General features: G+C 35.6%; 23 protein-coding genes, 2 tRNA genes and 2 pseudogenes. 12 read left to right on the top strand and 15 right to left on the bottom strand.

The annotated features are described in order from the left end of the window. Positions 1–43 precede the first annotated feature (43 nt). From OOK87_RS02685 to icd, 6 genes and pseudogenes are all read right to left on the bottom strand, one after another. Positions 44–1,274 (bottom strand): annotated as a pseudogene (locus OOK87_RS02685) (IS256-like element ISWpi15 family transposase). Between the two features lie 56 nt (positions 1,275–1,330). Further along, positions 1,331–1,456 carry a hypothetical protein gene (locus tag OOK87_RS02680; RefSeq protein WP_264687987.1) on the bottom strand — a complete coding sequence of 42 codons (126 nt, stop codon included), beginning with the start codon at positions 1,454–1,456 and terminating at the stop codon, positions 1,331–1,333. A gap of 54 nt (positions 1,457–1,510) precedes the next feature. Beyond that, positions 1,511–1,795 (bottom strand): annotated as a pseudogene (locus tag OOK87_RS02675) (IS630 transposase-related protein); the annotation flags it as partial. Positions 1,796–1,847: 52 nt separating this feature from the next. Further along, positions 1,848–1,949, bottom strand: a complete 102-nt coding sequence (locus OOK87_RS02670; RefSeq protein WP_253309320.1) for an IS630 transposase-related protein — start codon at positions 1,947–1,949, stop codon at positions 1,848–1,850. 152 nt (positions 1,950–2,101) lie between these two features. Continuing rightward, on the bottom strand, positions 2,102–2,740 hold the full coding sequence (gene nth, locus OOK87_RS02665) for an endonuclease III (RefSeq protein WP_253309321.1): 639 nt from the start codon (positions 2,738–2,740) through the stop codon (positions 2,102–2,104). Between the two features lie 27 nt (positions 2,741–2,767). After that, complete coding sequence (gene icd, locus OOK87_RS02660; protein ID WP_264687986.1) at positions 2,768–4,186, bottom strand: isocitrate dehydrogenase; 1,419 nt, start codon at positions 4,184–4,186, stop codon at positions 2,768–2,770. A 143-nt stretch (positions 4,187–4,329) separates the two neighbouring features. Between icd and OOK87_RS02655 the strand changes: the two genes are divergently transcribed. Further along, positions 4,330–4,809 (top strand): RDD family protein, encoded by a 480-nt coding sequence (locus OOK87_RS02655; RefSeq protein ID WP_264687985.1) that lies wholly within the window; start codon positions 4,330–4,332, stop codon positions 4,807–4,809. A gap of 22 nt (positions 4,810–4,831) precedes the next feature. Next, positions 4,832–5,308 (top strand): RDD family protein, encoded by a 477-nt coding sequence (locus OOK87_RS02650; RefSeq protein WP_253309324.1) that lies wholly within the window; start codon positions 4,832–4,834, stop codon positions 5,306–5,308. An 841-nt stretch (positions 5,309–6,149) separates the two neighbouring features. On the opposite strand, the gene sucD is transcribed toward OOK87_RS02650, so the two are convergent. The 7 genes from sucD to hemF form a co-directional block, all read right to left on the bottom strand. Continuing rightward, positions 6,150–7,022 carry a succinate--CoA ligase subunit alpha gene (gene sucD, locus OOK87_RS02645; RefSeq protein WP_264687984.1) on the bottom strand — a complete coding sequence of 291 codons (873 nt, stop codon included), beginning with the start codon at positions 7,020–7,022 and terminating at the stop codon, positions 6,150–6,152. Between the two features lie 3 nt (positions 7,023–7,025). Then, a complete protein-coding gene (sucC, locus tag OOK87_RS02640) occupies positions 7,026–8,177 on the bottom strand; it encodes an ADP-forming succinate--CoA ligase subunit beta (protein WP_264687983.1) in 1,152 nt (383 codons plus the stop codon). A gap of 29 nt (positions 8,178–8,206) precedes the next feature. Next, a complete protein-coding gene (gene rpsU / locus OOK87_RS02635; RefSeq protein ID WP_064125049.1) occupies positions 8,207–8,407 on the bottom strand; it encodes a 30S ribosomal protein S21 in 201 nt (66 codons plus the stop codon). 155 nt (positions 8,408–8,562) lie between these two features. After that, positions 8,563–8,636, bottom strand: a tRNA-Pro gene (locus OOK87_RS02630). A 225-nt stretch (positions 8,637–8,861) separates the two neighbouring features. After that, positions 8,862–9,548: a 16S rRNA (uracil(1498)-N(3))-methyltransferase gene (locus OOK87_RS02625; protein ID WP_264687982.1), complete on the bottom strand. Its 687-nt coding sequence runs from the start codon at positions 9,546–9,548 to the stop codon at positions 8,862–8,864. A 28-nt stretch (positions 9,549–9,576) separates the two neighbouring features. Next, a tRNA-Glu gene (locus OOK87_RS02620) sits at positions 9,577–9,648 on the bottom strand. A gap of 406 nt (positions 9,649–10,054) precedes the next feature. Further along, positions 10,055–10,879 carry an oxygen-dependent coproporphyrinogen oxidase gene (gene hemF, locus OOK87_RS02615; protein ID WP_253309328.1) on the bottom strand — a complete coding sequence of 275 codons (825 nt, stop codon included), beginning with the start codon at positions 10,877–10,879 and terminating at the stop codon, positions 10,055–10,057. A 160-nt stretch (positions 10,880–11,039) separates the two neighbouring features. Here hemF and OOK87_RS02610 point away from each other — a divergent pair, with 160 nt between their 5' ends. The 4 genes from OOK87_RS02610 (at position 11,040) to OOK87_RS02595 (ending at position 15,976) form a co-directional block, all read left to right on the top strand. Further along, positions 11,040–13,520: an ATP-binding protein gene (locus OOK87_RS02610; protein ID WP_264687981.1), complete on the top strand. Its 2,481-nt coding sequence runs from the start codon at positions 11,040–11,042 to the stop codon at positions 13,518–13,520. 90 nt (positions 13,521–13,610) lie between these two features. Then, entirely contained in the window at positions 13,611–14,453 is an 843-nt protein-coding gene (locus tag OOK87_RS02605) for a ParA family protein (RefSeq protein ID WP_264687980.1), read from the top strand. Further along, a complete protein-coding gene (locus OOK87_RS02600; protein WP_264687979.1) occupies positions 14,450–15,301 on the top strand; it encodes a ParB/RepB/Spo0J family partition protein in 852 nt (283 codons plus the stop codon). The genes OOK87_RS02605 and OOK87_RS02600 overlap by 4 nt, the downstream gene beginning before the upstream one ends. Positions 15,302–15,823: 522 nt before the next feature. Continuing rightward, positions 15,824–15,976: a hypothetical protein gene (locus tag OOK87_RS02595; protein ID WP_264687978.1), complete on the top strand. Its 153-nt coding sequence runs from the start codon at positions 15,824–15,826 to the stop codon at positions 15,974–15,976. A gap of 329 nt (positions 15,977–16,305) precedes the next feature. On the opposite strand, the gene OOK87_RS02590 is transcribed toward OOK87_RS02595, so the two are convergent. Continuing rightward, positions 16,306–16,635 (bottom strand): TrbC/VirB2 family protein, encoded by a 330-nt coding sequence (locus OOK87_RS02590; protein ID WP_264687977.1) that lies wholly within the window; start codon positions 16,633–16,635, stop codon positions 16,306–16,308. A gap of 134 nt (positions 16,636–16,769) precedes the next feature. On the opposite strand from OOK87_RS02590, the gene OOK87_RS02585 reads away from it, so the two are divergent. The 6 genes from OOK87_RS02585 to OOK87_RS02560 all read left to right on the top strand — a co-directional run bounded on the left by OOK87_RS02585 (position 16,770) and on the right by OOK87_RS02560 (position 22,104). After that, on the top strand, positions 16,770–17,585 hold the full coding sequence (locus OOK87_RS02585; protein WP_253309333.1) for a YihY/virulence factor BrkB family protein: 816 nt from the start codon (positions 16,770–16,772) through the stop codon (positions 17,583–17,585). Further along, complete coding sequence (locus tag OOK87_RS02580; protein ID WP_264687976.1) at positions 17,572–18,327, top strand: SDR family oxidoreductase; 756 nt, start codon at positions 17,572–17,574, stop codon at positions 18,325–18,327. Before OOK87_RS02585 ends, OOK87_RS02580 begins: the two co-directional genes overlap by 14 nt. A 436-nt stretch (positions 18,328–18,763) precedes the next feature. Then, a complete protein-coding gene (locus OOK87_RS02575) occupies positions 18,764–19,363 on the top strand; it encodes a peroxiredoxin (RefSeq protein ID WP_253309335.1) in 600 nt (199 codons plus the stop codon). Next, positions 19,350–20,288, top strand: a complete 939-nt coding sequence (gene trxB / locus OOK87_RS02570) for a thioredoxin-disulfide reductase (protein ID WP_264687975.1) — start codon at positions 19,350–19,352, stop codon at positions 20,286–20,288. Before OOK87_RS02575 ends, trxB begins: the two co-directional genes overlap by 14 nt. 235 nt (positions 20,289–20,523) lie before the next feature. Continuing rightward, a complete protein-coding gene (locus OOK87_RS02565; protein ID WP_264687974.1) occupies positions 20,524–21,663 on the top strand; it encodes an ankyrin repeat domain-containing protein in 1,140 nt (379 codons plus the stop codon). 18 nt (positions 21,664–21,681) lie between these two features. Then, positions 21,682–22,104, top strand: coding sequence for a hypothetical protein (locus OOK87_RS02560; protein ID WP_264687973.1), 423 nt, complete (start codon positions 21,682–21,684; stop codon positions 22,102–22,104). Here OOK87_RS02560 and OOK87_RS02555 read toward each other — a convergent pair. After that, complete coding sequence (locus tag OOK87_RS02555) at positions 22,049–22,981, bottom strand: tyrosine recombinase XerC (RefSeq protein ID WP_264687972.1); 933 nt, start codon at positions 22,979–22,981, stop codon at positions 22,049–22,051. The two genes, OOK87_RS02560 and OOK87_RS02555, sit on opposite strands and share 56 nt — an antisense overlap. Between the last annotated feature and the right edge of the window lies 1 nt (position 22,982).

Below are 22,982 nucleotides of genomic sequence, written 5' to 3'. Positions count from 1 at the left end.
CTTTAAGCAGGGAGTGTTAAATAAACTGTGTCAAACCGCATTTTTAGTTCAACTCAATTTTCAATCTGCCAGGAAAGAAAACATCAAGTTGAGAGATAGTTAATGCCCAATCATGTACAGGCATCGTCCACTTTTCCTCTGCCTTCTTTATAGCACAATATACCTGCTTATACAAGGCATTTATGCTGGTAAATGAGCCTTTGGTCTTAGTGAATTTCCTAATTTGCCTATGTAGCCCCTCTATGGGATTGGTGGTGTAGATTATCCTCCTAACTGGACCAGAATACTTAAAATAACCAGACAAGTTTTCCCAATTATTCTGCCAAGATTTTATAACCATAGGGTACTTTGTGCCCCATTTTTCATCCAATTCCAACAGATAATTCTCGGCAATTTCCTTGCTTGAAGCTTGATATACCTTCTTTAAATCGCTCAAAAAACTCTTCGCATCTTTACTGGCCACATACTTCAGTGAGTTGCGTATCTGATGCACTATACACATCTGCACTTCCGCATTAGGAAAGACACTGTTTATAGCTGCAGGAAAGCTTTTCAGCCCATCAACGCAGGCAATAAGGATATCTTCTACTCCTCTTTCTTTGAGGTCATTTAGCACTCCCAACCAGAAGTTAGCTCCTTCACTTTCAGCCAAATAAAAACCTAATACTTCTTTTTTGCCATTTTGATCTATGCCTAATATGTTATACATGCATTTACTTACGCAATGCCCGTCCTCTTTGACTTTAAAAAACCATGAAAACTATCGGATATACAGACTGCAGCGGGCGACTACGCCATTCGTTGATTACTGGTAGCAATTTGTCAGTAATACTTGATATCTCTGCCGCCGATATTTTGTGATCATAAATTTCCTCAACATGTGACACTATATCTCTATAGCCCATACCACTGGCAAATGTGCTCAAAATCTTCGTTTCAAGCTCTGGATGTAAGTTTGTTTGCCTTTTTTTGACTATTTGTGGTTCGAAACTTCCTTCCCTATCTATTGGCGTCAAAAGCTCAAATGACCCTGCGCTTGTACGTAAAGTCTTTGCATTCCTCCCATTTCTTCGATTATTCTCTTCGCTTTCAGCCGACAAGTGGTTTTCTATTTCACCTTCCAGGCTTACCTCCAGCAACTTTTTTATAAACGGTGTTAATGCTCCATCTCTTCCTGTCAACGGTCTTCCTTCTCGTATAGACGACAGGATATTTGTTTCTAATTCTTTATAATCTACCAAACCGGTAGTTCTGTTTACTACTTTCTGACTCATTGTCAAACCTCCATTTTTTTATATCAATTTATTACTTTTTTTCGGTTTGACACAGTTTATTTAACACTCCCTGCAATTGTGGTTCGCTCTAACCATACATTAAATACATCTTTATTACACCCTCCTGTGAAGGTCATTGGTGTAATAAACTTCTTTTCAATCCATCCACCTATTATACTCACTCTTTCCCACTTTTTTCCTGGAACATCAGCATATATTTTTTCTCCTCTTGGAGCTCATGCATATTCTCGGTATAGTCTATTATCAACTCCTGCTTCATCTATATATAAAATGCTACAGTGGTCTATTTTTGAGACTTTATCGATAAATTGCTGCCTATCTTCTTGATTGCGCTCTTGATAGAATGTGACTTTTTTTAAGGTTATTTTTAGCTGTTTTAACCTATACCAAATTGCACTTATTCCAAAGCCAAGGTTTTGTTTCATTTCTGCTAGTGTGTGATCTGGGTGTTTTTTAACATAGTCTACAAGTATTTTTGGGTCTATTTTCCGAATAAAACCAGTACTTTTTACCGCTTTGAGACCTTGGCCAGTAGCTTTCTTTTTTAGCCATCTATATAGTTTCTATCTCAAAAACCTCTGCAACTTCAACCTTTGACTTTCCTTTTTCTACCAAAGACACTGCTTTTTCCCTTAAATCTACACTATATACCATCGCTTTCCCTACTTTAAAAAAACATATTATACCTTTATCATTCGCTTTTGAAAATACTATAGTTTGCTTATGAGCAACCTGGATCCCAGCGTCAGCTACTCGGATGATAAAAGGAAGGAATATCGGAGTGACAAGAAAGGGATCATAGTGTGCTAGACTTTATACCTTTTGCATTCAAACTCACACAAATCATGAATTATACACGTTTCACACGAAGGCTTTTGCGCTTTGCAAACATATCTACCATGCAAAACTAGCCAGTGATGAGCATAAAGCAGGTATTCTTTTGGAACTACATTTAAAAGAGATTGCTCTGTTTTAAACACATCTTTTTCTCTCACAAGTCCAAGTCTATTGCTTACTCTAAAAACATGAGTATCAACTGCCAATGTTGGAATACCAAGTCCTGAATTTAAGAACACATTAGCGCTCTTTCTCCCAACCCCTGGTAAAGATACCAAATCATCGAAATCAGTAGGCACTTTGCTATTGTACTGCTCAATCAATATTTTGCTGAGCCCGATTATGTTTTTTGCTTTGGAATTATATAAACCAATACTGCTTATGCATTTTTTCAGCTCATTTTGTCCAAAGCTCAGCATTTTTTCTGGCGTATCAGCGATACTAAATAGCTCCTTTGTAATTTTATTAACACTGACATCGGTTGTCCGCGCTGATAGAACTATTGCAACTAATAACGTAAAATGATTGGTATAATTTAGCTCTATTTTCGGTATAGGATTTGATTGTTGAAACTTTTCAAATATCAATTCTACTTTTTTTGAATCCATTTCATTTATCACACCTCTTTTAAAGAATTAAGAAAAGAACCCCTCTTTCCCATCATATAAATACAACTTATCCATTCTCACCACGTCAAAGCTATTTTCTTCGAGTTTGATTAGCAAGTTATTCACATCAATATTTGTAATAGTTTTCTTTTCATTATTTGCGATAAACCTACAGGTTATTTGATCGCTTGAAGATTTTGAGCTTCTTGGCCAAATTGCCAGTCCTTTTGAGTATATTGCTATCATTTGCAGATTATTTAATCCTACTATTTGATCAAAATTGCTGGATTTGTCCCAAGCAAGCGTTATATCACTACCCACTAGCTTTTTAACTTTGTAATCTTGTTCGTAATTGTCTTGTACTTTATTTATTTTACTATCTGAACCACTGCTAATTATAAGCTCAGGTAATGTTGCAGGTTTCTTTCCTAGATTATCTATAACAGCTTCTGCAAATTCTTTTGTACCAACTTTCTGTTTACTTCTTTTCTCCTTATACAAATCGGCAGTGTGTATTCCATCCTCTAAAGTCTTCAGCCATGCATCGTAGATTAGTTTTGCAGTACCCACTTGACCTATGTAAATTAGCATATGCACTGCAGCATTTAAAAGACCAGAAGGATTAGCTATGTTTTTTCCTGCAATATCAGGAGCAGAACCATGAACCGCTTCAAACATCGCATATTCATTACCTATATTGCTACTTCCAGGGAGTCCCACAGATCCAGAGGTTTGTGCCACTACGTCTGATAATATGTCGCCATATAGATTTTCAGTTACTATAACATCGAAATTCTCCGGTTCTGTGGCAACACGTGCCATTCCAATATCAACTATATAATGTTCTGCCTTTATGTCCTGGTATTCCTTTGCAATGCGATCAAACGCTGCATGGAAAGTTCCGTCAGTCATTTTCATTATGTTGTCTTTAGTCAGGCAAGTTACTTTTTTTCTGTTGTGTTTTTTCGCGTATTCAAAAGCATACCTGCATATCTTCTCTGAGCCAGATCTAGTAATAATTTTAGTGCATTGGTAAGAATCACCAGTGAGCCTATGCTCTATTCCGGTGTAAACGTCCTCTTCATTTTCGCGTATCACTACGATATCAAACTTATCGAATTTATTTTCTATAACAGGATGATATGAAACGCATGGTCTGATATTTGCATACAACCCTAGATTTTTTCTGAGTGCAACATTTAAGCTCTTGTGGCCTTTACCTTGAGGAGTTGTTGTTGGAGATTTTAATAATATTTTTGTCCTTTCAATTGATTCCCAACCACTTGGAGAAATTCCGTGAGACCATTCCTTACTATAAACACGCTCACCTATTTCAATAATATCTATTGAGATTTTTGCTTCCGCTTTGCGCAATATCGACAGCACCGCTTCCATGATTTCTGGTCCGATACCATCACCATATGCAACTGTGATTGGTGTTGACATAACTTTCCTAGTTATAAATGATTTAATATTAATTCAAATAACAGAGTGGCACAAGTAGCTAGTATTATCCAAATTAGTATATTTACGGTTATTTAATAACATATTTTTATACTAGTTATGTCACAGTAGAACATGGGCAGAGTATGGATACTAAAGTAAGTTATGCAGGGATTCTGAGGCGAGTTTCAGCATGTGCGATCGACGGTGTTTTATGGATGATAATAGCACTTGTTTCACTCCTTTTTCTAAATTACGATGTAGATGATATATCTACCCATAGGATAATCCTTATGGCAACACTGCTTATAACATATATAGTATTTAATATATTAACAATAACGAAGTACGGTTGCACTCCAGGAAGACTACTGTGCGGCGTACGTATAAAAGATGCAAATACATTTAAAAACGTTACTCTAATGCAAGCAACAATAAGATACATTTTTAGGGAAGGCATTTGGGTTATTTATAATTTTCTGTCTTATCTTCTGCCTGGCTATGTTTCTGGATGCCTTTTTATTATACTAACTTTAGTTTTAATGTTTGCAATATTTGACCAACGTAAACAGACCTTTTATGATAAAATTGCAAAAACAGTGGTAATAGACTATAAACCTAGTTGATATTTTTCTTTATAGGCAGTGTATGGATAAAAACGTAAACTACTCAAAAATGACAAGGCGTATTCTAGCATTTATAGTTGATTGTATTTTATTTATCGCAATACCATTTGCTTTAATGGCGGTAGGTTTCTCACTTACACACGTAATACAAGGGATCATGGGTGCAATAATTGTAATCACCACGATTGTATTTTCTTTATTTTTAATGATACCATGTATATTTCATATATTCATGCTAGTAAAATTTGGCGGCACTCTAGGGCACTTGTTATTTAGCATGCGTGTAAGAGACAAAGATACACTTGAGCAGATCACTCTAATACAAGCAATAAAAAGAACCATCGCTTTTTTCATAATTTACTGTATATCGCTTTATAATCCTATTTTACTTTTAGCTATACTAATCCTAGTTTTAGTATGTGCAGTAGATGATGAACATAAACAAGCTTTTCATGACAAAATTGCAAACACGGTAGTGATAGATTATAAACCTAGTTGATATTTTTCTTTAGTTGTTACCACCAAGGGTGTTATTCCAGCGCGTGACGTTAGTTAGAATCCAAAAACCATGAGAGCTACAAAAAATTACTTTACAAACTCCGCCAGCCCCCTTATCATAACACTGAAGCTATTTATTTATCTTCGCAATCTCTGCAGTGGATTAATGACAAAAAACTTAATGTATTTGGCGTAAATCATGCTTAATTTTTGCACTATGTGCACCTCATGTCTTTATAAAACTTCTAGGTTTCTAACTATATAAGCTGAAACGCGCTTATAAAGCGTTTAAGACAGTAAAAGACGTCAAATAGACAAGGGAGAATTTGAATACTAGCTACCCTAGGGTTTCTTTGCCTTTTTTTCCGCTCAGTAAATTTCTTAACGTTTATAATTTAGGTTAGTCGCATTTAAAAGCAGCTAAATTGCAGCGTTTAGAATAAAAAACGCCAATATTTTGAAGTACATATAAATAACTATCCAACCATGGGGCTTCTTTTGCCTTTTTTTTGTTTGGTAAATTTCTTAATATTTATGACTAAAGTAATTTAGGCCTACCGACAACCGTCATCCCTGTAAAGGTCAAGTATCCCGCTACGTGTTAGCGGATGAGATACCGCGAATGAATCGCGGTATGACGTAGAGTCAGCGTTAGCTATACTTTTATACTCACCAAATCAGTTTGCTTGCTTACAAGCAAACTTTCCTGGATCCAAGTAGTCAAGCTACTCGGATGACACCATTATAGAGTGAACCAGTGTCAGCTACTTGAGTGACACCCTTTCTAGCAGAAACTGCTCCTCAAATCACAACGTTCGTACAGCTGCGTTTTAGATTAGGCACTAATGCATTACTTCCAATACCTTCTTACCAATCACTGCAGGGGTTTCAGCAATTGCAATCCCGGCGCTCCGCATAATTTCTAGTTTTGCACCAGCACTTCCACCACTGGAAGAGATGATTGCTCCAGCGTGTCCCATACGTCTTCCTGGAGGTGCTGTTTGACCTGCTACAAAACCAACGATTGGCTTTTTAGTTTTTTCTGTTTTCACAAAATGTGATACATCTTCTTCTTCGTTTCCACCTATTTCACCAATAACTACAATACCATGAGTATCGTCATCTTTTAAAAAGAGCTCCATACAGTCGACAAATGTCATACCATGAACTGGATCCCCCCCAATTCCGATACACGTGGATTGACCAAGACCAACAGCGGTCGTTTGTGCTACTGCCTCGTAAGTTAAAGTTCCAGAACGAGACATAATCCCTATATGTCCACGCTTATGGATATGGCCAGGCATAATCCCTATTTTGCACTCTTCGGGCGTAATAATTCCCGGGCAGTTAGGACCAATCAATCTACTTTTTGAACGAGCAAGAGCATGCTTCACCTTTACCATGTCAAGTATAGGAATGCCCTCTGTAATGCAAACTATTAGCTCTATCTCTGCATCTATTGCTTCAAGTATTGCATTAGCTGCAAACTTAGCAGGTACATATATTACCGTGGCATTCGCATCAGTTTTTTCTTTGGCTTCTGCTACAGTATTAAAAACTGGTAAGTTAAGGTGAGTGCTACCACCCTTGCCAGGAGTTACACCACCAACCATTTTTGTTCCGTAGCTAACTGCTTGCTCTGAATGAAATGTACCTTGCGCACCAGTAAAACCCTGGCATATTAACCTTGTATCTTTGTTTACTAAAACGGACATACTCTATTTCACCTCTTGTACTATTTTCTGCGCAGCATCGCCCAGTTCATCTGCAGCAATAATATTTAATCCTGACTCTTCTAAAATTCTTTTTCCTTCTTCGAAATTAGTGCCTGATAATCTAACCACTAGAGGAACTTTAATGCTCATTTCTTTTACAGCCGCAACAATTCCACTTGCGATAATATCGCAACGCATTATACCACCAAATATGTTAACCAAAATTCCTCTTACGTTGCTATCAGACAATATGATTTTAAATGCTTCAGTTACAGTTTCTTTACTCGCTCCACCACCAACATCCAAAAAGTTAGCAGGCTCTGCTCCGTAGTATTTTATTATATCCATTGTTGCCATAGCAAGACCTGCACCATTTACCATGCAACCAATACTGCCATCCATTTTGATGTAACTGAGCCCATACTTTGAAGCCTCTATCTCTTCTTTCACTTCTTCATCATAATCACGAAGTTCCATAATTTCTGGGTGACGATATAAAGCATTGTCATCAAAATTAATTTTCGCATCGAGCGCAATAAAATCTCCAGAACTTGTTTCAACCAGTGGATTAATTTCAATTTGGCTCGCATCAGTTGCAATAAACGCATCATATATATTTTTTGCAACATTTGTTATTTTTTCTATTTGTTCTGAACTCAAATTAAAACTGCTGCTTAACTTGCTGCTATCAAAACTTGTAGCAAGATCAATATCAAATTTCACAATTTTTGCGGGAGAATTTTTCGCCACTTCTTCGATGTCCATTCCACCTTCTGAGGAAAATATGAATATTGGCCTACTGAGCTTCGGGTCAATTACCAGGCTTAAGTAATACTCTTTCTTAATGCTTGAGCCTTCTTCAATATATACTCTTCTTACTTGCTGCCCGCTTGGCCCTGTTTGATGAGTAACTAAAGTCATACCAATCATGTCTTTTACAAACTGTTGAGCTTCTTCAGCTGACTTTGCTAGCTTTACGCCACCGGCTTTACCCCTACCACCTGCATGAATTTGAGCTTTAACCACAAACACGTCAGATTTTAATTGACTTACTTGAGTCTTTACTCCTTCTGCAGATATAGTGACAAAACCTTTTGGCACCGAGACATTAAATTTATGCAAAATCTCTTTTGCTTGATATTCGTGAATATTCATAAAACAACCAATGATAAACTATTAAAAAATTACCAACCGTAACGCTGCCTTCTGCATTCTTGCTGGTGCCTCTTTTTTCTCGCTTCAGCTTTCTTTTTAGCTCTTTTTTCTGATTTTTTTTCATGATATTGTTTTTTCATTTTCAACCCTCTTCCTTCCTTTTGAATTGTTTTTTTCAATACTGGAAGAGCTCTGTCTACATCACCATAATGGACTGATACTTCAATCAAACTCTATACCTCCTTCGGTAATCATTTCAAAATTTATTTATAAATTAGAAAATTAACATTGTCAATTATTTTATAAACTTGAGCGTTAAACTGCAATATGAACGAAATGCCTTTAAAAGCTCTAACTATTAAAAGCGTTAAAACTTCTGCTAGCATCGGGGCGGAGAGATTTGAACTCCCGACCCTTTGGTCCCAAACCAAATGCGCTACCAGGCTGCGCTACGCCCCGACTTCTTTACTCAGAGTATCAATAACTCAGGCAAAATGCAAGATTCATTTGTTTATTTTAGAAAAAATATAATATAAGATTTAATATTATTTTAGAATATGTTTTTTATTAGCTCCTCTTTAGTAGCAAACTGCTTCGCAGGCGGCCTATAGAGTTTGTACAGTTAGCGCGTGCAACACTGAATCAGATTTCTCTATGGCCCAAACCTTAGCCATATTTAAAAATCTAGCTACACCAATTGGTGAAAGTTAGTGCAGCAACCACAGCAGTATCGACCCTTAAAATTCTTTTTCCTAGACTCAATTTTTGACAAAACTTATCGGCAAGATCAAGTTCATAAGATGAAAAACCACCTTCAGGGCCAACAATAATAGCAACATTTTTCTTACCTTTCAGCACTTTATCAGCTTTACCTGTTTCATCACATAAAACAAAATTTTTACTCTGGGAATCAGGTAACTCACAAAAGTTAATAGGAGGCAAAATCTCTGGTATACTCATCCTACCGGATTGTTCCGCAGCTTCGATTGCCTGTAATTTTGCTCTACTTAGGTTAATGTTTTTTACTACTGTACGTTCCGTTGAAATAAATTGAATGCAGGTTACTCCCATTTCAGTTGCCTGTCTTACTATGTTGCCTAAAGCACCACTTTTTACCATGGCACAATATAAGTATAAATTTTCCTCATATTGCTGTTGTTTAGTGCATTCTTTGAGTGTAACTTTTGTTAATTTACGCGATATATTAACTACTTCTCCTAACCATTCTCCATCCTTTCCATTAAAAAGAGAGAGATTATCATACTTCTTAAGCCGCATTACATTGCAAATATAGTGACTTTGTTGTGGATTAAGTGCTAAACTCACGCCTTGTGATAAAGCTTCTTCAAAATAAAGCCTAATTTTTCCCATTCAAAACTTTAATTATATTCTACTTGAGTGACTCTTACGGGATTTGAACCCGTGTTACCACCGTGAAAGGGTGGTGTCCTAACCACTAGACGAAAGAGTCAATGCGAATTAACTCAAGTTATATTGATTATGCACATAAAGTCAATTATTTTATGGCGCAAACGTCTTTCTCTATTCCATATTTAATATTCACTGAATTTATTTCAGATTTAGGAGTTTTAGATCCTAATTCTAATTGTTGTTCAACTTTTGTATCGGAATCATAGCCAGAATCGTAGCCAGAATCTCTACGCTCATATTTCTGCTTTATTTCTTCTACACTAAAGCCAGCCTTTTAGTGCATTGTAGAGACTTAGAGTCAGTTTAACACCTTTTATGTCATTGTTTTTGACAGATTTAATTAAAAAATTATCTATTATACCCATGATTATACCCCCTATATAAAAGCTCACTATCATGGTACAACTTTAAACTATGATGATTTATTTTCTGCTAATAGCAGCTCTCTATAACCACTTAACAAGTGGTGGCATTGACATCATAATTGCATCTGGATTGCCGTCAGTCATTAAACCAAACCTTGTGCCACGATCGTATAACAGATTGAATTCTACATATCTGCCACGTTTTATTAATTGATTTTCTCGTTGTTCTTTTGTCCAAGATTTTTGTATATGTTTACGTATGATGTGCAAATAAATTTCCAAAAAGGCTTCACCTACTGCTTTTGTGAACTCAAAATCATTTCTCCAATTGCCAGAACTCAGATTATCATAGAAAATACCACCAATGCCACGTGGCTCTTTTCTATGTGGTAAGAAAAAATAGTTGTCACATTGCTCTTTAAATTTTGGATAATATCCGGTGTCAAATCTATCACATGTCATTTTGATTGATTCATGAATATACTTGCAATCTTCTTCATTTTTATATATTGGCGTAAAATCCATCCCTCCACCAAACCATTGTTTTGAAGTATATATCAGCCTTGTGTTCATATGTGCTGCAGGGATAAGGGGCGATTGCATATGAGACACTAAAGATGTACCGCTTGCCCAAAACTCTCCGTTACTTTCACTTGCACCAGGAATTTCATTAATGGCTGAATCTGCAAATTTTCCGTGTACTTTTGAAACGTTTACTCCAACTTTTTCAAAAACATTGCCAAAAATAATTGTAGATTCACCACCTCCACCACCTGGGCGATCCCACTTTCTTTTTTCAATCTTTGGCTCTGTGGATGATTGTTTTTCAATTAATAAGAAAGATTCTATGATCTTATCTCTTAGTGCACAGAACCACTTAAATGCTTGTGTTTTTTGTTTTTCCATAATGTCCTCTTGCTAGCTTATTAACATTGTTATATCTGATATTTAAGGAACTTAATTAGATTTGGATGATAATTATCTATCAAAGACGTTAATAAATCTATAATAATTAAATCAATATAATAAAACATTTTCGTATATACAACAATGCCAAATAGCAATAATGAATAAAAGATACATAGATAACAAGAAAGAGAACAGGGTTGACTTCATACTAAGAAATTATGGAATGTCAATTGTTGTGATGGCAGTTATTATGCTCTTACCTCCAGTAGCAATATCGATACTCTACTTTTTTGATATATATAGTCAGCATATTAATATAGAGATTAATTTATTAGTGAGCATTCTAACAACTCTCTTTATGATATATAATGTAAAACGCTACAGACACCTACTTAATACTATAGAATTTCAAAATGCAATATTTGCAAATGCACTAAATCATAATACAGAATTTTGCCTTATTTTACATAGAGATGAGGGTATTATTTATGCTGATGCAAGGTTCTACGAAAGGTTTAAAGATCATATAGATGATGACATTACGTTAGGCAAGATTTTTGAAATAGGAGATGTTTCAGAAGAAGACAAAAAAGTACTCTATCATGCACTAAAAAATAACTCTTCTGTACAAGTATGCATTTCCTTAAACAAGAAGAATAGAGTATCTAACTTTCTTTTGCTCTTTGAGCCGATACCAGATAATCCCCAAATTGCTATAAATAGTAATAAGATTTTAAATTTATCATTAGTGCCAATAGCAAGGCCAGATGGGTATTTTGTGTTAAAAGCAACACAGATAAACAAGGAGCAGATATATGAAGAGTTAATAGAAAAACACAGTATAGGAACTTACATTGCAAATGCCAAAGGGGTGATTTTATCTGTAAATAAAAGATTTTTAGATATATTTGAACTGAAAAAACTGGAAAAAGGTAGCTCAATCAGTGATTTTATATCTCAATCTAAATATAACAATACAACAACCGATAATGAAATTTTGTTTTTTACTATAAGTGGTATTCCATTCAAGGCTTATATGAGCACTGCTATATTTTGTGATAAATACAACCATAGCTATATATATGGCTTTATAACACCAACCGAATCAAATATTGTTGATTATCAATTACACCCTTGTTTTGCAAATTCATCAATTGCTATTGCACAATGTGACATAAACGGCAACTTTGTAAAGAAAAATACGGCACTAATAAAGCTTGCAGGGTCAGATAATAATTCAATCTTTACATTGATATTAGATAGTTATCATGTGAAAATACGTGAATATTTTTCGAGTAATAGAATAAATAATGCGTCCTTTGATGTACAGCTCAACGGCGATAATAACATAAAAATATATTTCAATAAGTTTCTTCATAATAAAATGATCTTCATACTTTGTTATTTTATTGACAATACTGAACACAAAAACCTAGAGATAAAGCTTGAGCATTATCAAAAGATGCAAGCTATAGGGCAGTTAGCAGGTGGTATTGCGCATGATTTCAACAATATATTGACTGGGATAATAGGATTTTGCGATTTGCTTTTACTCCAACATTCAGCTGGTGATCCATCTTTTGGAGATATAATACAGATACAGCAAAATGCAAAGCGTGGATCAAATTTAGTAAGACAATTGCTTGCTTTTTCAAGAAGACAGACCTTGCAGCCAAAAATTATTGATGTAAATAGTACTATAGCTAATCTTTATGAAATGATAAAAAGATTAATAGGTGAAAATATAAAGTTTAATATTTATTATGGTAGAGACTTGGGTGCTGTTAGGGCTGATCAAGGGCAATTAGAGCAAGTTATACTTAACTTAGCAGTCAATGCTAGTGCTGCTATGGAAAAGGGCGGAGAATTAACTATACGAACCTTTAATCAAAAGATTGACTCATTAAATTCTACATCTCAGGACATGTTTTCTCCAGACAAGGAAACGATCGAACATGGAAATTATGTTGTGATTGAAGTAATTGATACTGGATGTGGAATGACAAGTGATACAATTGAAAAGGCATTTGACCCATTTTTTTCTACCAAAGATATTACCTCTGGTACAGGTCTTGGCCTCTCTACTGTATATGGCATTATTAAACAAACTGAAGGAGACATCTATGTTGCTAGCAAAGTAAATCATGGAACTAAATTTAGCATATTTTTGCCCATGGTTTACATATCAGATGAAAATCTGATAGAGGAAGATAGTGAAGAAATAGAAAGACCGGTAGTAAGTGAAATTAAAGGTAATGGTATAATTTTATTGATTGAAGATGAAAATTCAGTAAGGGAATTCATCTCTAAAGCACTCAAAAGAAAAGGATTTGATGTAATAGAAGCGAGCATAGGCAGCGAGGCGCTAGAAATAATCAGTAAAAAAAATCAACACATAGATCTAATAATCACTGATGTAATCATGCCAGAGGTGAGTGGTCCAGAAATAGTTAAAGAAGCATTGATCCATAGGCCAAATATCAACGTTATTTTTATTTCTGGGTATGCAGAAGATGCTTTTTTAAAGAGTGATGACATCAATATAGAAGATTTTCACTTTTTGCCAAAACCATTCACTCTGAATGAATTAGGAAACAAGGTTCAAAGTGTGTTACACAAAGCAAAAAAGACAGTCTAATTTTAGTGTGATTAGCAACAAAAAAATTTTCTAATGCAAAAGTTTCTTGCATATATACAATAGAATTATTTTATACATAAGATAAAAGGCGTGAGCAAGATTATTGCAATAGTAAATCAAAAGGGTGGAGTTGGCAAAACCACAACTAGTATAAATTTATCGACAGCCTTTGCTGCTGTGGGAAAAAGCACTTTATTGGTAGATCTTGATCCTCAAGGAAATGCTAGCACCGGACTCGGGATTTCTTATCGTAGTAGGGAAGAAAAAAATATATACAAAATACTACTGAGCAGAGAAAATAAATTGATAGAATCGGCAATTTTCAATATAAAGGAAATTCCAAATTTATCACTAATTTCGTCAGTAGTTGATCTGTCAGCTGCAGAAATTGAATTATCGCAACTTGAGCGAGGAAAATTTGTGCTAAAAAGCGCATTAGAGAAGATACGCGATAATTATGAGTATATAATCATTGATTGCCCTCCATCACTTGGGCTTCTAACCATAAATGCTTTGACTGCTGCTAATTCTATTATTGTTCCTCTTCAGTGTGAGTTTTTTGCTCTGGAAGGATTAAGCCATTTAGTTAAAACTGTAGAACTGATAAAAAGGAATAACCTAAACCCTTTTTTGGCAATAGAAGGGATCGTGTTAACAATGTATGACAGGCGCAACAAACTCAGTGAACAGATTAAAAACGATATTTGCCAGTATTTAAATGATAAAGTATACAAAACTATCATCCCATTGTATGAGACTGTTATTCCACGTAACGTACGGTTATCAGAAGCGCCTTCTCATGGAAAACCCGCTATTGTGTATGATCTTAAGTGTCCTGGTGCACAAGCATATATAAGTTTGGCAAGGGAAATTTTAAAAAAGCACGCGAGCAGTTGTAAGGAGAAGAAGCTAGTGAGTGAGGGCGTGGTATGAAGGATGATAGACGCCTCGGCAGAGGTCTTGCCGGCCTCATAGGCGATAATTATGATAATAAAGAAGATCGACAAGAGTATTTGCCTATTTCATTACTGCACCCAAGCAAATTTCAACCGAGGAAACATTTTGACGAGGAGTCATTAAGAGAACTTGCAAATTCGATAAAGAAAAGTGGCATTATACAGCCTATCGTGGTACGCAAAGATTCAAATGATGATGGTTACGAAATAATAGCTGGGGAACGTCGTTGGCGAGCAAGCAAGATTGCAAATCTTGATAGTGCACCCGTTATCATAAAAGATCTGAGCGACAAGGAATGCTTGGAAGTATCCATTATTGAAAACATACAAAGGCAAGATATTAATCCAATAGAAGAAGGTGAAGCGTATAAGAGACTGATAGATGAGTTTTCCTATACACATGAAGAATTATCTTCAACTATAGGCAAAAGCCGCAGTCACATAACCAATATGATTCGGATGTTGTCACTTCCTGATGGAGTAAAAACAATGATCAACGAAAAAAAGCTATCTATGGGCCATGCAAGAGCGTTGATTAATGTTGAAAATGCGGAAAGTATTGCAGAAAAAATAATTTCCCAAGGCTTAAGCGTTAGGCAAACTGAAAAATTGATAAAAGACTTACATCAAAGTAACAACCAAAAAGAGCAGAGATATACCAAAAATCAAGATATGGCAGCACTAGAAGGTGCTATATCTTCTCAACTTGGTTTAAAGATCAAAATTAATGACAGTAATTCTAAGGGTAAAGTTATGATACGGTATAATAATCCAAATGAATTGAATTTAATATTAAAAATTTTAAATAGGAAACTTGAGTGCTAGTAGAGCAAAAAGATAATATAAAATACAACTGTTGGTGTCACCCAAGTAGCATGGAGAGACAAAAATCACTTGACAAACTCTGCCAGCCCACTTATCATGAAACTGAAGGTATTCAGTTATCTTCATCTGTGCAGATTAAACAGCAAGAAAACAACGTGGTTGGCGTCTTATTTTTAATTTTTTGCACTATGTGCACCTTATGTCTTCACAACATTTCTGGGTTTTTACCTATATAAGCTGAAACGCGCTTATAAGTCGTTTAAGACAGTATAGTACGCCAATTTGCAGGATTAGAGAGTGACAACTAGCTAACACGGGGTTTCTTTTGCCTTTTTTTCTGCTTAGTAAATTTCTTAAACATTTAAACTAAGGTGAGTTGCATTTAAAAGCAGCTAAATTGCAGTGTTTAAGACTTAAAAAACGCCAAATACTGAAAATAGACAATGACTAGGGCTTCTTTTGCCTTTTTTTTCGTTTGGTAAATTTCTTAATGTTTATAGCTAACATGAACTGGGCAGGAAGGTGTCATCCCAGTGCTCCTTTCTCGTCATCCGAGTAGCCCCTATGATGTCATTCCAGCGCGTGACGCTGGAATCTAGTCTTTATTATGCAGCCACTTATTTAAAGTTAAGTTTTCTGGATCCAAGTAGTCAAGCTACTCGGATGACACCTTGACAATCGTCATCCCGCTACGTGTTAGCGGGATCTATGCTAAGAGATACCGCGAATGAATCGCGGTATGACGGTCTGCGGCGATATGACGGTTCGCGGTGGCATGACGATAACTTCGTCATCCCGCTGCTTGTTAGCCGGTATCTAGAGATACCGTGACGGTATGCGGCAGCATGACGATAACCTTGTCATTCCAGCGCGTGACGCTGGAATCCAGACTTTAACTGATATGATTACAGAAAGAGAATTTATTAGGTAGTCATAGACACTGAAAGTGGTAAAACTTACCACTTTCAAGTAAAGAAAACTACGTTTTGTGCCTCCAATAATTTCTATGGATGAACCGCTACTGCACCGTCTTTACAAATCACACCGCTTGGTGTTATTTTTGAAACGACTACAGGAGCGCCAAAAAACACAGCAGTAAATGCACCGAGTGCAAAAAGCGCTGGCCACGGCATTCTGCCGAATATTGCAAGCAACGCTGCACCAATTATCACTATTGTGATCATTGGTCCACCTATGCCATGAGTATAGCCTATTATCTTGCATATCACTAATGATGTTGTATCATTTTGATCAACAAAAGTAGGACTAGTATCAGCATTTGCATCAAATGCAAAGGAGAGAATTAAAGCTACAAGTAGAAGAAAATTTTTCATTACGCCTCCTATAATTTCTGTTTCATATTTGATTATCTATCACATTGATTAAGTTTAAGTAAATGGTGAGGATTTTTTGCTTAAAAGTATCCTTTATTTCATTTAGAATACTTTTCTTGGTTCGTTTATATTACATGCTACAGAAATTTTACAGCATCGTTTATTGCCTTTATCGTGCTTTGATTGACACAATTCATAATGATGGAGTGGAGCATGCAGGGTATCTATCATTTTTAATCCTGTTATCAATATTCCCTTTTCTCATCGTTTTAATGGCTGTGGCGTCAACATTCGCAAATTTCTTAGACCAGTATAACATTGGCTGGGTATTTATCATTGATAACATGCCACAGGATATTTTATCATCTTTGATGCCGCGTATCAGAGAGATAATATCAGGCCCGCCGCAAAGCTTACTAACTTTAGCAATTGTAGGCGCTGTTTGGACCGCCTCGTCAACAATTGAAGGGCTAAGAACAATATTGAACAAAGCTTATAAAGTTCCGGTTTCGCCACCTTATATATTAAGAAGGTTGTTAAGTATACTACAATTTTTAGTGATCACGCTTATTATAACTCTAACTATAGTGTTCTCTACATTAGTGCCAATGCTAATTGATTTTTCCTATCAGGGGATTAGTTATACTAAATATCTCCTCATTGAATTTGTACTTTTCACAGTAGTCTCTTGGCTATATTTTATGTTGCCAAACATAAAACAAAATTTATCAGACGTCTTTCCTGGATCTTGTGTGGCTGTTATTCTTTGGACAATTTCTGCTTCAGCTTTCAAGCAATACTTAAAAGCTTCCTTTGATCAACTGAATTTGATATATGGAAGTTTAGGTGGTATGGTAGTGTCATTACTATTTTTTTATATGCTAAGTTTGATTTTTATATATGGAGCAAAATTTAATTTTCAGCTAAAATATTTCAATGAATCTCGCTAAGGAGAAAGAAATGAGTAAGTTAGAAGGTAAAGTAGCTTTAATCACCGGAGCTTCAGGTGAAATAGGCTCTGCTGTTGCAAAAAGATTTGTAAAAGAAGGTGCATGTGTAATTCTGATTTCAAGATCTCTTGATAATCTCAAGCCACTATATAATGAAATTGAAGAGCTTGAAGAATTTAAAGAAGGCTCTGTGAAACTAATTCAGCTTGATCTTTTAGACTTTGAGAATGTAAAGATACTGACAAACATGATAGAAAGCCTGAAATTATCAGAATCTGGAGCACTTGATATATTAGTTGCATGTACTGGAATTTTAGGCAAATTGAACCCTATTCACGACTGTGAGATTGAAGAGCTACAGAACGTAATGAATACAAATTTTACTGCCAATTGGTACTTACTAAAAAACTTAGATCCAATGCTAAAGAAGTCTAATGCTGGAAGAGTGATATTCATGACCTCAGAGGTGACACTTTCTCCTTCCTCTTATCCATATTGGATGCCGTATGCTGCAAGTAAAGTTGCACTAGAAATAATGGTGCAGATATATGCATCTGAGACAAAACATACAAAATTATGTGTAAATGCTGTATACACGAAAGGACCTGTGGGTAGTGAGCAGGCATTTCCTGGATCTGAATTGGTGTCACCTGATAAACTAACAGACAAATTTGTGGAGTTAGCTTCTAACGATTGCAGCGTATCAGGAAAAATCTTACCGCTTAGCAAATCTCCCGAATAAATTACACTAGAAAGGATGTCATCCCAGTGCCCAGACACTGGGATCTAGTTTTTAATTTAACATAATCAAGAACGTTGTGTTTTACTTTTATGCTTACCAAATTAGTTTACAATCAAAGTTTCCTGGATCCCAGTGTCTGGGCACTGGGATGACACCATTCTTTTTCCTGGATTCCAAACTGGGATGACAGCTAGCCTGACAATCGTCATCCTGCTGCTTGTTAGCGGGATCTAGAGATACCGCGGCGGTATGACGGTTCATGGTGGAATGACGTAGAATTTTATACTCACCAACTCAGTGTCCAATCTGGATTGTATCTTATCGGTAAAAAAGAAGAGCTATTTTAGGAAGTTTTTATAGGGCTAAAACTAAAGAAAACTTGCATATAAGTTCATCAAGTGTAAAATTAGAGTTGTTTTAAAAGAATAGGTCAATTATGAATCTTGTAACAAAATCTGCTATCGATTTTACTGCTTCAGCTGTTCTCTCCGGCGGAGAAATTGTTGATGATTTCTGTCTGAGTAAGCACATAAAAAATAAGTATGCTGTCCTTTTTTTCTATCCACTTGATTTTACTTTTGTTTGCCCAACTGAATTGATATCGCTCAATAATAGAATAAATGAGTTTGCAAAGCGTGGTATTGAAGTGATAGGAATAAGTGTAGATTCAAAATTTTCACATTATAAATGGCGAAACACTCCAGTTAATGATGGTGGTATTGGAGAGGTTAGCTACACTTTAGTGTCTGATATCAAAAAGTCTATATCAAGAGACTATGGGGTCTTATATGATGACTCAATTGCGCTGAGAGCAACTTTCGTTATTGATGATAAATTTATTGTACGTCATCAATCGATAAATGATTTGCCTTTAGGGCGTAATATCGATGAATTCGTTAGAATCATTGATGCAATTAAACATAATGAGGAGCATGGTGAAGTATGTCCAGCAGGGTGGAAAAAAGGTAAGCCAGCAATGCAGGCAAGCGATGAAGGAGTAGCTGATTATCTAAACTCATACAGTGAAGAATTATAGATTTAGTACAAAAGTTCTTATTATTGGATCTGGAGCAGCGGGTTATGCTGCTGCTATATATGCAGCACGTGCAAACTTAGAGCCAATTGTAGTAACGGGAATGCAGCCTGGTGGTCAGCTTACAATTACTACAGATGTTGAAAACTATCCTGGTTTTGTTTCAATACAGGGTCCAGAACTAATGGAGCAAATGAGGTTGCATGCAGAACAGGTTGGAGCAAAAATAATAGATGATGAGATAAAAAGCGTTGAACAACTTGAGGATTCTAATGAGTATAGGTTTAGATCTTCTGGTAATACTAATGACTACTATTCAGATGCAATTATAATTGCATCTGGTGCGCAAGCGAAGTGGCTTGGTCTCAAGAGTGAAAAGGAATTTCAAGGTTACGGAGTTTCGGCTTGTGCAACTTGTGATGGTGCATTTTTTAGGAATAAAGTTGTAGCCGTGATTGGTGGTGGAAATACCGCTGTTGAAGAAGCAATATTTTTAACTCGATTTGCCAAAGAAGTGATATTAATACACAGGCGTGATAAATTGAGAGCGGAAAAGGTAATGCAAGATAGGCTCTTTAAAAATGATAAAATAAAAGTAATGTGGAACCATACCGTAGAGCAGATTCTTGGAGAAGAAAATCCGAAAAAAGTTACTGGTATTATAGTTAAATCAACGGAAGCTCAAGAATTGAAAGTCGATGGAGTGTTCATTGCAATTGGGCATGCACCAAATACAGGTATTTTTAAAGGCTTTGTTGAAATGGATGAACAGGGTTACATAATTACAAAACCTGGAACAACTTTAACTAGTAAAGCAGGAGTATTTGCTGCAGGTGATGTTCAAGATAAGGTATATCGCCAGGCAGTAGTTGCCGCAGGAACAGGTTGCATGGCTGCACTTGATGCAGAGAAGTTTTTAGAGTCGTAATTAATTAACTCAGAATTAGGATTTTATAGCTAAAGTGACTTAAGTTCATCAATAATTTTAAAAACAAAAATTCGTCATTCCGCTACTTGTTAGCGGAATCTATGCTGAGATACCGCGAATAAATCGCGGTATGACGTAGGAAAACCTTTCTTGGGTTAGCTATAGATAAATCGCTTGCAATTTTCCTTTTTTTTACATAATTATATTAGTAAATCATTAATAAAGAGGGTTTAGTATGCCTTATAGAAACGGTGTAACATATTATGGAGCTTATGGAGGTGGTGATAACACGGCATCGCAAGCTCGAAATTCGACAACTTTAAGACAGCTAAGTGAATCAACAAAACAGTTATTTAAAGCTATTGATGATGAAAACCTAGAGAATTTTAAACAAGCTCTAGCAGAAGGTGCGGATGTTAATGCGTTTGATGAGAGATATACACCACTAATGACTATTATCATGAATGGTGATGACAGCCCTATATGCTTAAAAATGATGATGTTGCTTTTACAACATCAAAATTTAAATATTAATGCTCAAGAAACTAAAAAATGTAATACAGCTCTACATCTAGCCTTTCACATGGAAAATAAGAATTTTATACGGATGTTACTTAGACATCCTAGCATTAATACAAAGAGTAAAAACAAAGTTTTTCTTCTTCAGGATAAATATCTTGAGCCTGAACATGATCGTACCAGAGCATATCTTATAGAACATGCAGAGTACAACCAATGTTTTTTTTATACTTCTAAGGAATATATTGAAAAAATAGGGCGAATACAAAAAAAGGACTTTTCGCATCTTACAATGGAAATAACAAAAGCACAAAAAGGAAAAAAATTATTAGATGCTCTTTTTAATGGAAATATTAACCGAGCAAAAACACTGTTGGCTCAAGAGCTTAATCCTAATTGCTGGAAAAGAAACCAAAATGGAGAAATAGAAACACCCCTGAGCTTAATATGTTTACAAGGAATAACACAAGATAACGAAGAAGTATTGATTAAACTTTTAAAACATAAAGACCTAGATTTTAGTCAAATAAAGCCAATACGAGCTATAGAGCAAAATTCACGGTTGAAGAAAATAATTGAACAAGCTATTACAGAGCGATTAACTGATGCTATTAATAGAAAAGATTTAGATGATGTAGAAAAGTTAGTAGAGGATAATTGTTTCATAAATCGTGCAATTGTTACTGCTGCATTTGAAAGTATTGAACGTATCAGAAATTATCTAAATGAAAAATTCCCTACAAGTGCAGAGCAACCTGTAGCAAATACGAATAATATACCAGCAGGTTTTGAGGAGTTTGCACAAAAACTTGTAGATGAACTTGAAAAGACAAAAGCTCAACTTGCAGAAACATAGCAAAAGCTGGATAAGGTTGTGCGTGAAAAAACGAGCGAAACTAGCAAAATTTCACAATTAGAAAGAGATTTGAAACAAGTAAGGGAAGAAAGAGATAGGCTTTCATCAGAAAATATACTGCTCCGTACTAAAAGTCTGAGTAATAAAAACGAAAAATCCTCGGAGGCAATTTCTCCTGGTAAAAAACAAAGCAACTATGCTTATGCATTTTTTATATTATCTAGAGCATTGACTGGTTGTGTAGGTTTAGCAATTTTATACGATTATCTAGTAATAGGTGCTTGTCTTACAGCAGTTGCACTGGTTCTTTTTTTAGTAGGATATTATTTATGTAAAGCGGATGAACGAGATATAGGACCTGGTGGTACCACCGACAATCCTCAAGTTACAAGGGTTTTGATTTCTTCTCCAGGCCCTGCTGAAAATTTTTGTACATGTTAAAAACATCTTGATAATTGAGGTGAGTGTAAACCTGGGTGGTTTCCAGGCTTGAGTGGCCAAGCAGTTGTTGTATTGATCTTATGTCAATATCTTCTTGAAGCAAATGAGTAGCAAAACTATGACGAAATGCATGTGGAGATAAGATTTCTGGCAGATTTAATATTCTCCTTATTTTCTGCAAACGATTAGCCACATAAGTTCTTCCCAATTTTTTTCCTCTTACTCCCAAAAAAAGATATTGTGTTTCATTATTAATGCCAAGATAAGGACAGGCTTTTACATATTCCTGTATACACTTTTTTACTACCGGAAGAATGAATACCTGCCTTTGTTTATCTCCCTTACCTGTTACTATTAAACTTTCATTGTTAATATCACTAACCCCAAGGTTCAACGCTTCACTGATTCTTAAGCCTGTACCATATAGCAGGACGATAATTGCAATTTCTCTTTTTACCACCCAAGGTTCGCTCAAGTCAGATAATTTCATTTCTTTCACCAAAGTTTTCATATCAGGTATTGATAATGCTTTGGGCAGAGTTCTTCTCTGAATTGGCCTTGATAAGGAAAATACAGCTTCATTGTCTATATTGTAGTTGTTTTTTATGTACTTGAAGAAATTTCTGATTACTGACAATGCACGAGCGTTAGATCTTGCATTCACACCTCTTGCATAACGAGAGGTAAGCCAACTTCTTAACTCAGGTATACTTAAATTTTTCAGAGTACCAACATTTACTTCTCCACCAATGTGAGTATTTAGGAAACTTATAAGATCCTTCAAGTCCCTCATGTATGACTCTAAAGTGTTTGGTGAATAAGATCTGTTGCACCTCAGCCACTCATACCATTTTTCAATGATTGAACCGAGGTCCACA

The organism is Wolbachia endosymbiont (group A) of Sympetrum striolatum, from assembly GCF_947250715.1.
Taxonomy (GTDB): Bacteria; Pseudomonadota; Alphaproteobacteria; order Rickettsiales; family Anaplasmataceae; genus Wolbachia.
Note: the sequence above shows the minus strand (reverse complement) of the source record. Positions and strands in the feature narration are given on the sequence as shown.

What these genes read in the sequence shown, in the direction of transcription:
- OOK87_RS02565 (WP_264687974.1), top strand. Translation starts at nt 20,524, where the DNA reads ATGCCTTATAGAAACGGTGTAACATATTATGGAGCTTATGGAGGTGGT.
- OOK87_RS02650 (WP_253309324.1), top strand. Translation starts at nt 4,832, where the DNA reads ATGGATAAAAACGTAAACTACTCAAAAATGACAAGGCGTATTCTAGCA.
- nth (WP_253309321.1), bottom strand. Translation starts at nt 2,740, where the DNA reads ATGGATTCAAAAAAAGTAGAATTGATATTTGAAAAGTTTCAACAATCA.
- sucC (WP_264687983.1), bottom strand. Translation starts at nt 8,177, where the DNA reads ATGAATATTCACGAATATCAAGCAAAAGAGATTTTGCATAAATTTAAT.
- OOK87_RS02590 (WP_264687977.1), bottom strand. Translation starts at nt 16,635, where the DNA reads ATGAAAAATTTTCTTCTACTTGTAGCTTTAATTCTCTCCTTTGCATTT.
- sucD (WP_264687984.1), bottom strand. Translation starts at nt 7,022, where the DNA reads ATGTCCGTTTTAGTAAACAAAGATACAAGGTTAATATGCCAGGGTTTT.
- OOK87_RS02610 (WP_264687981.1), top strand. Translation starts at nt 11,040, where the DNA reads ATGAATAAAAGATACATAGATAACAAGAAAGAGAACAGGGTTGACTTC.
- OOK87_RS02580 (WP_264687976.1), top strand. Translation starts at nt 17,572, where the DNA reads ATGAATCTCGCTAAGGAGAAAGAAATGAGTAAGTTAGAAGGTAAAGTA.
- hemF (WP_253309328.1), bottom strand. Translation starts at nt 10,879, where the DNA reads ATGGAAAAACAAAAAACACAAGCATTTAAGTGGTTCTGTGCACTAAGA.
- icd (WP_264687986.1), bottom strand. Translation starts at nt 4,186, where the DNA reads ATGTCAACACCAATCACAGTTGCATATGGTGATGGTATCGGACCAGAA.
- OOK87_RS02575 (WP_253309335.1), top strand. Translation starts at nt 18,764, where the DNA reads ATGAATCTTGTAACAAAATCTGCTATCGATTTTACTGCTTCAGCTGTT.
- OOK87_RS02670 (WP_253309320.1), bottom strand. Translation starts at nt 1,949, where the DNA reads ATGGTATATAGTGTAGATTTAAGGGAAAAAGCAGTGTCTTTGGTAGAA.
- OOK87_RS02655 (WP_264687985.1), top strand. Translation starts at nt 4,330, where the DNA reads ATGGATACTAAAGTAAGTTATGCAGGGATTCTGAGGCGAGTTTCAGCA.
- OOK87_RS02625 (WP_264687982.1), bottom strand. Translation starts at nt 9,548, where the DNA reads ATGGGAAAAATTAGGCTTTATTTTGAAGAAGCTTTATCACAAGGCGTG.
- OOK87_RS02585 (WP_253309333.1), top strand. Translation starts at nt 16,770, where the DNA reads ATGCTACAGAAATTTTACAGCATCGTTTATTGCCTTTATCGTGCTTTG.
- OOK87_RS02600 (WP_264687979.1), top strand. Translation starts at nt 14,450, where the DNA reads ATGAAGGATGATAGACGCCTCGGCAGAGGTCTTGCCGGCCTCATAGGC.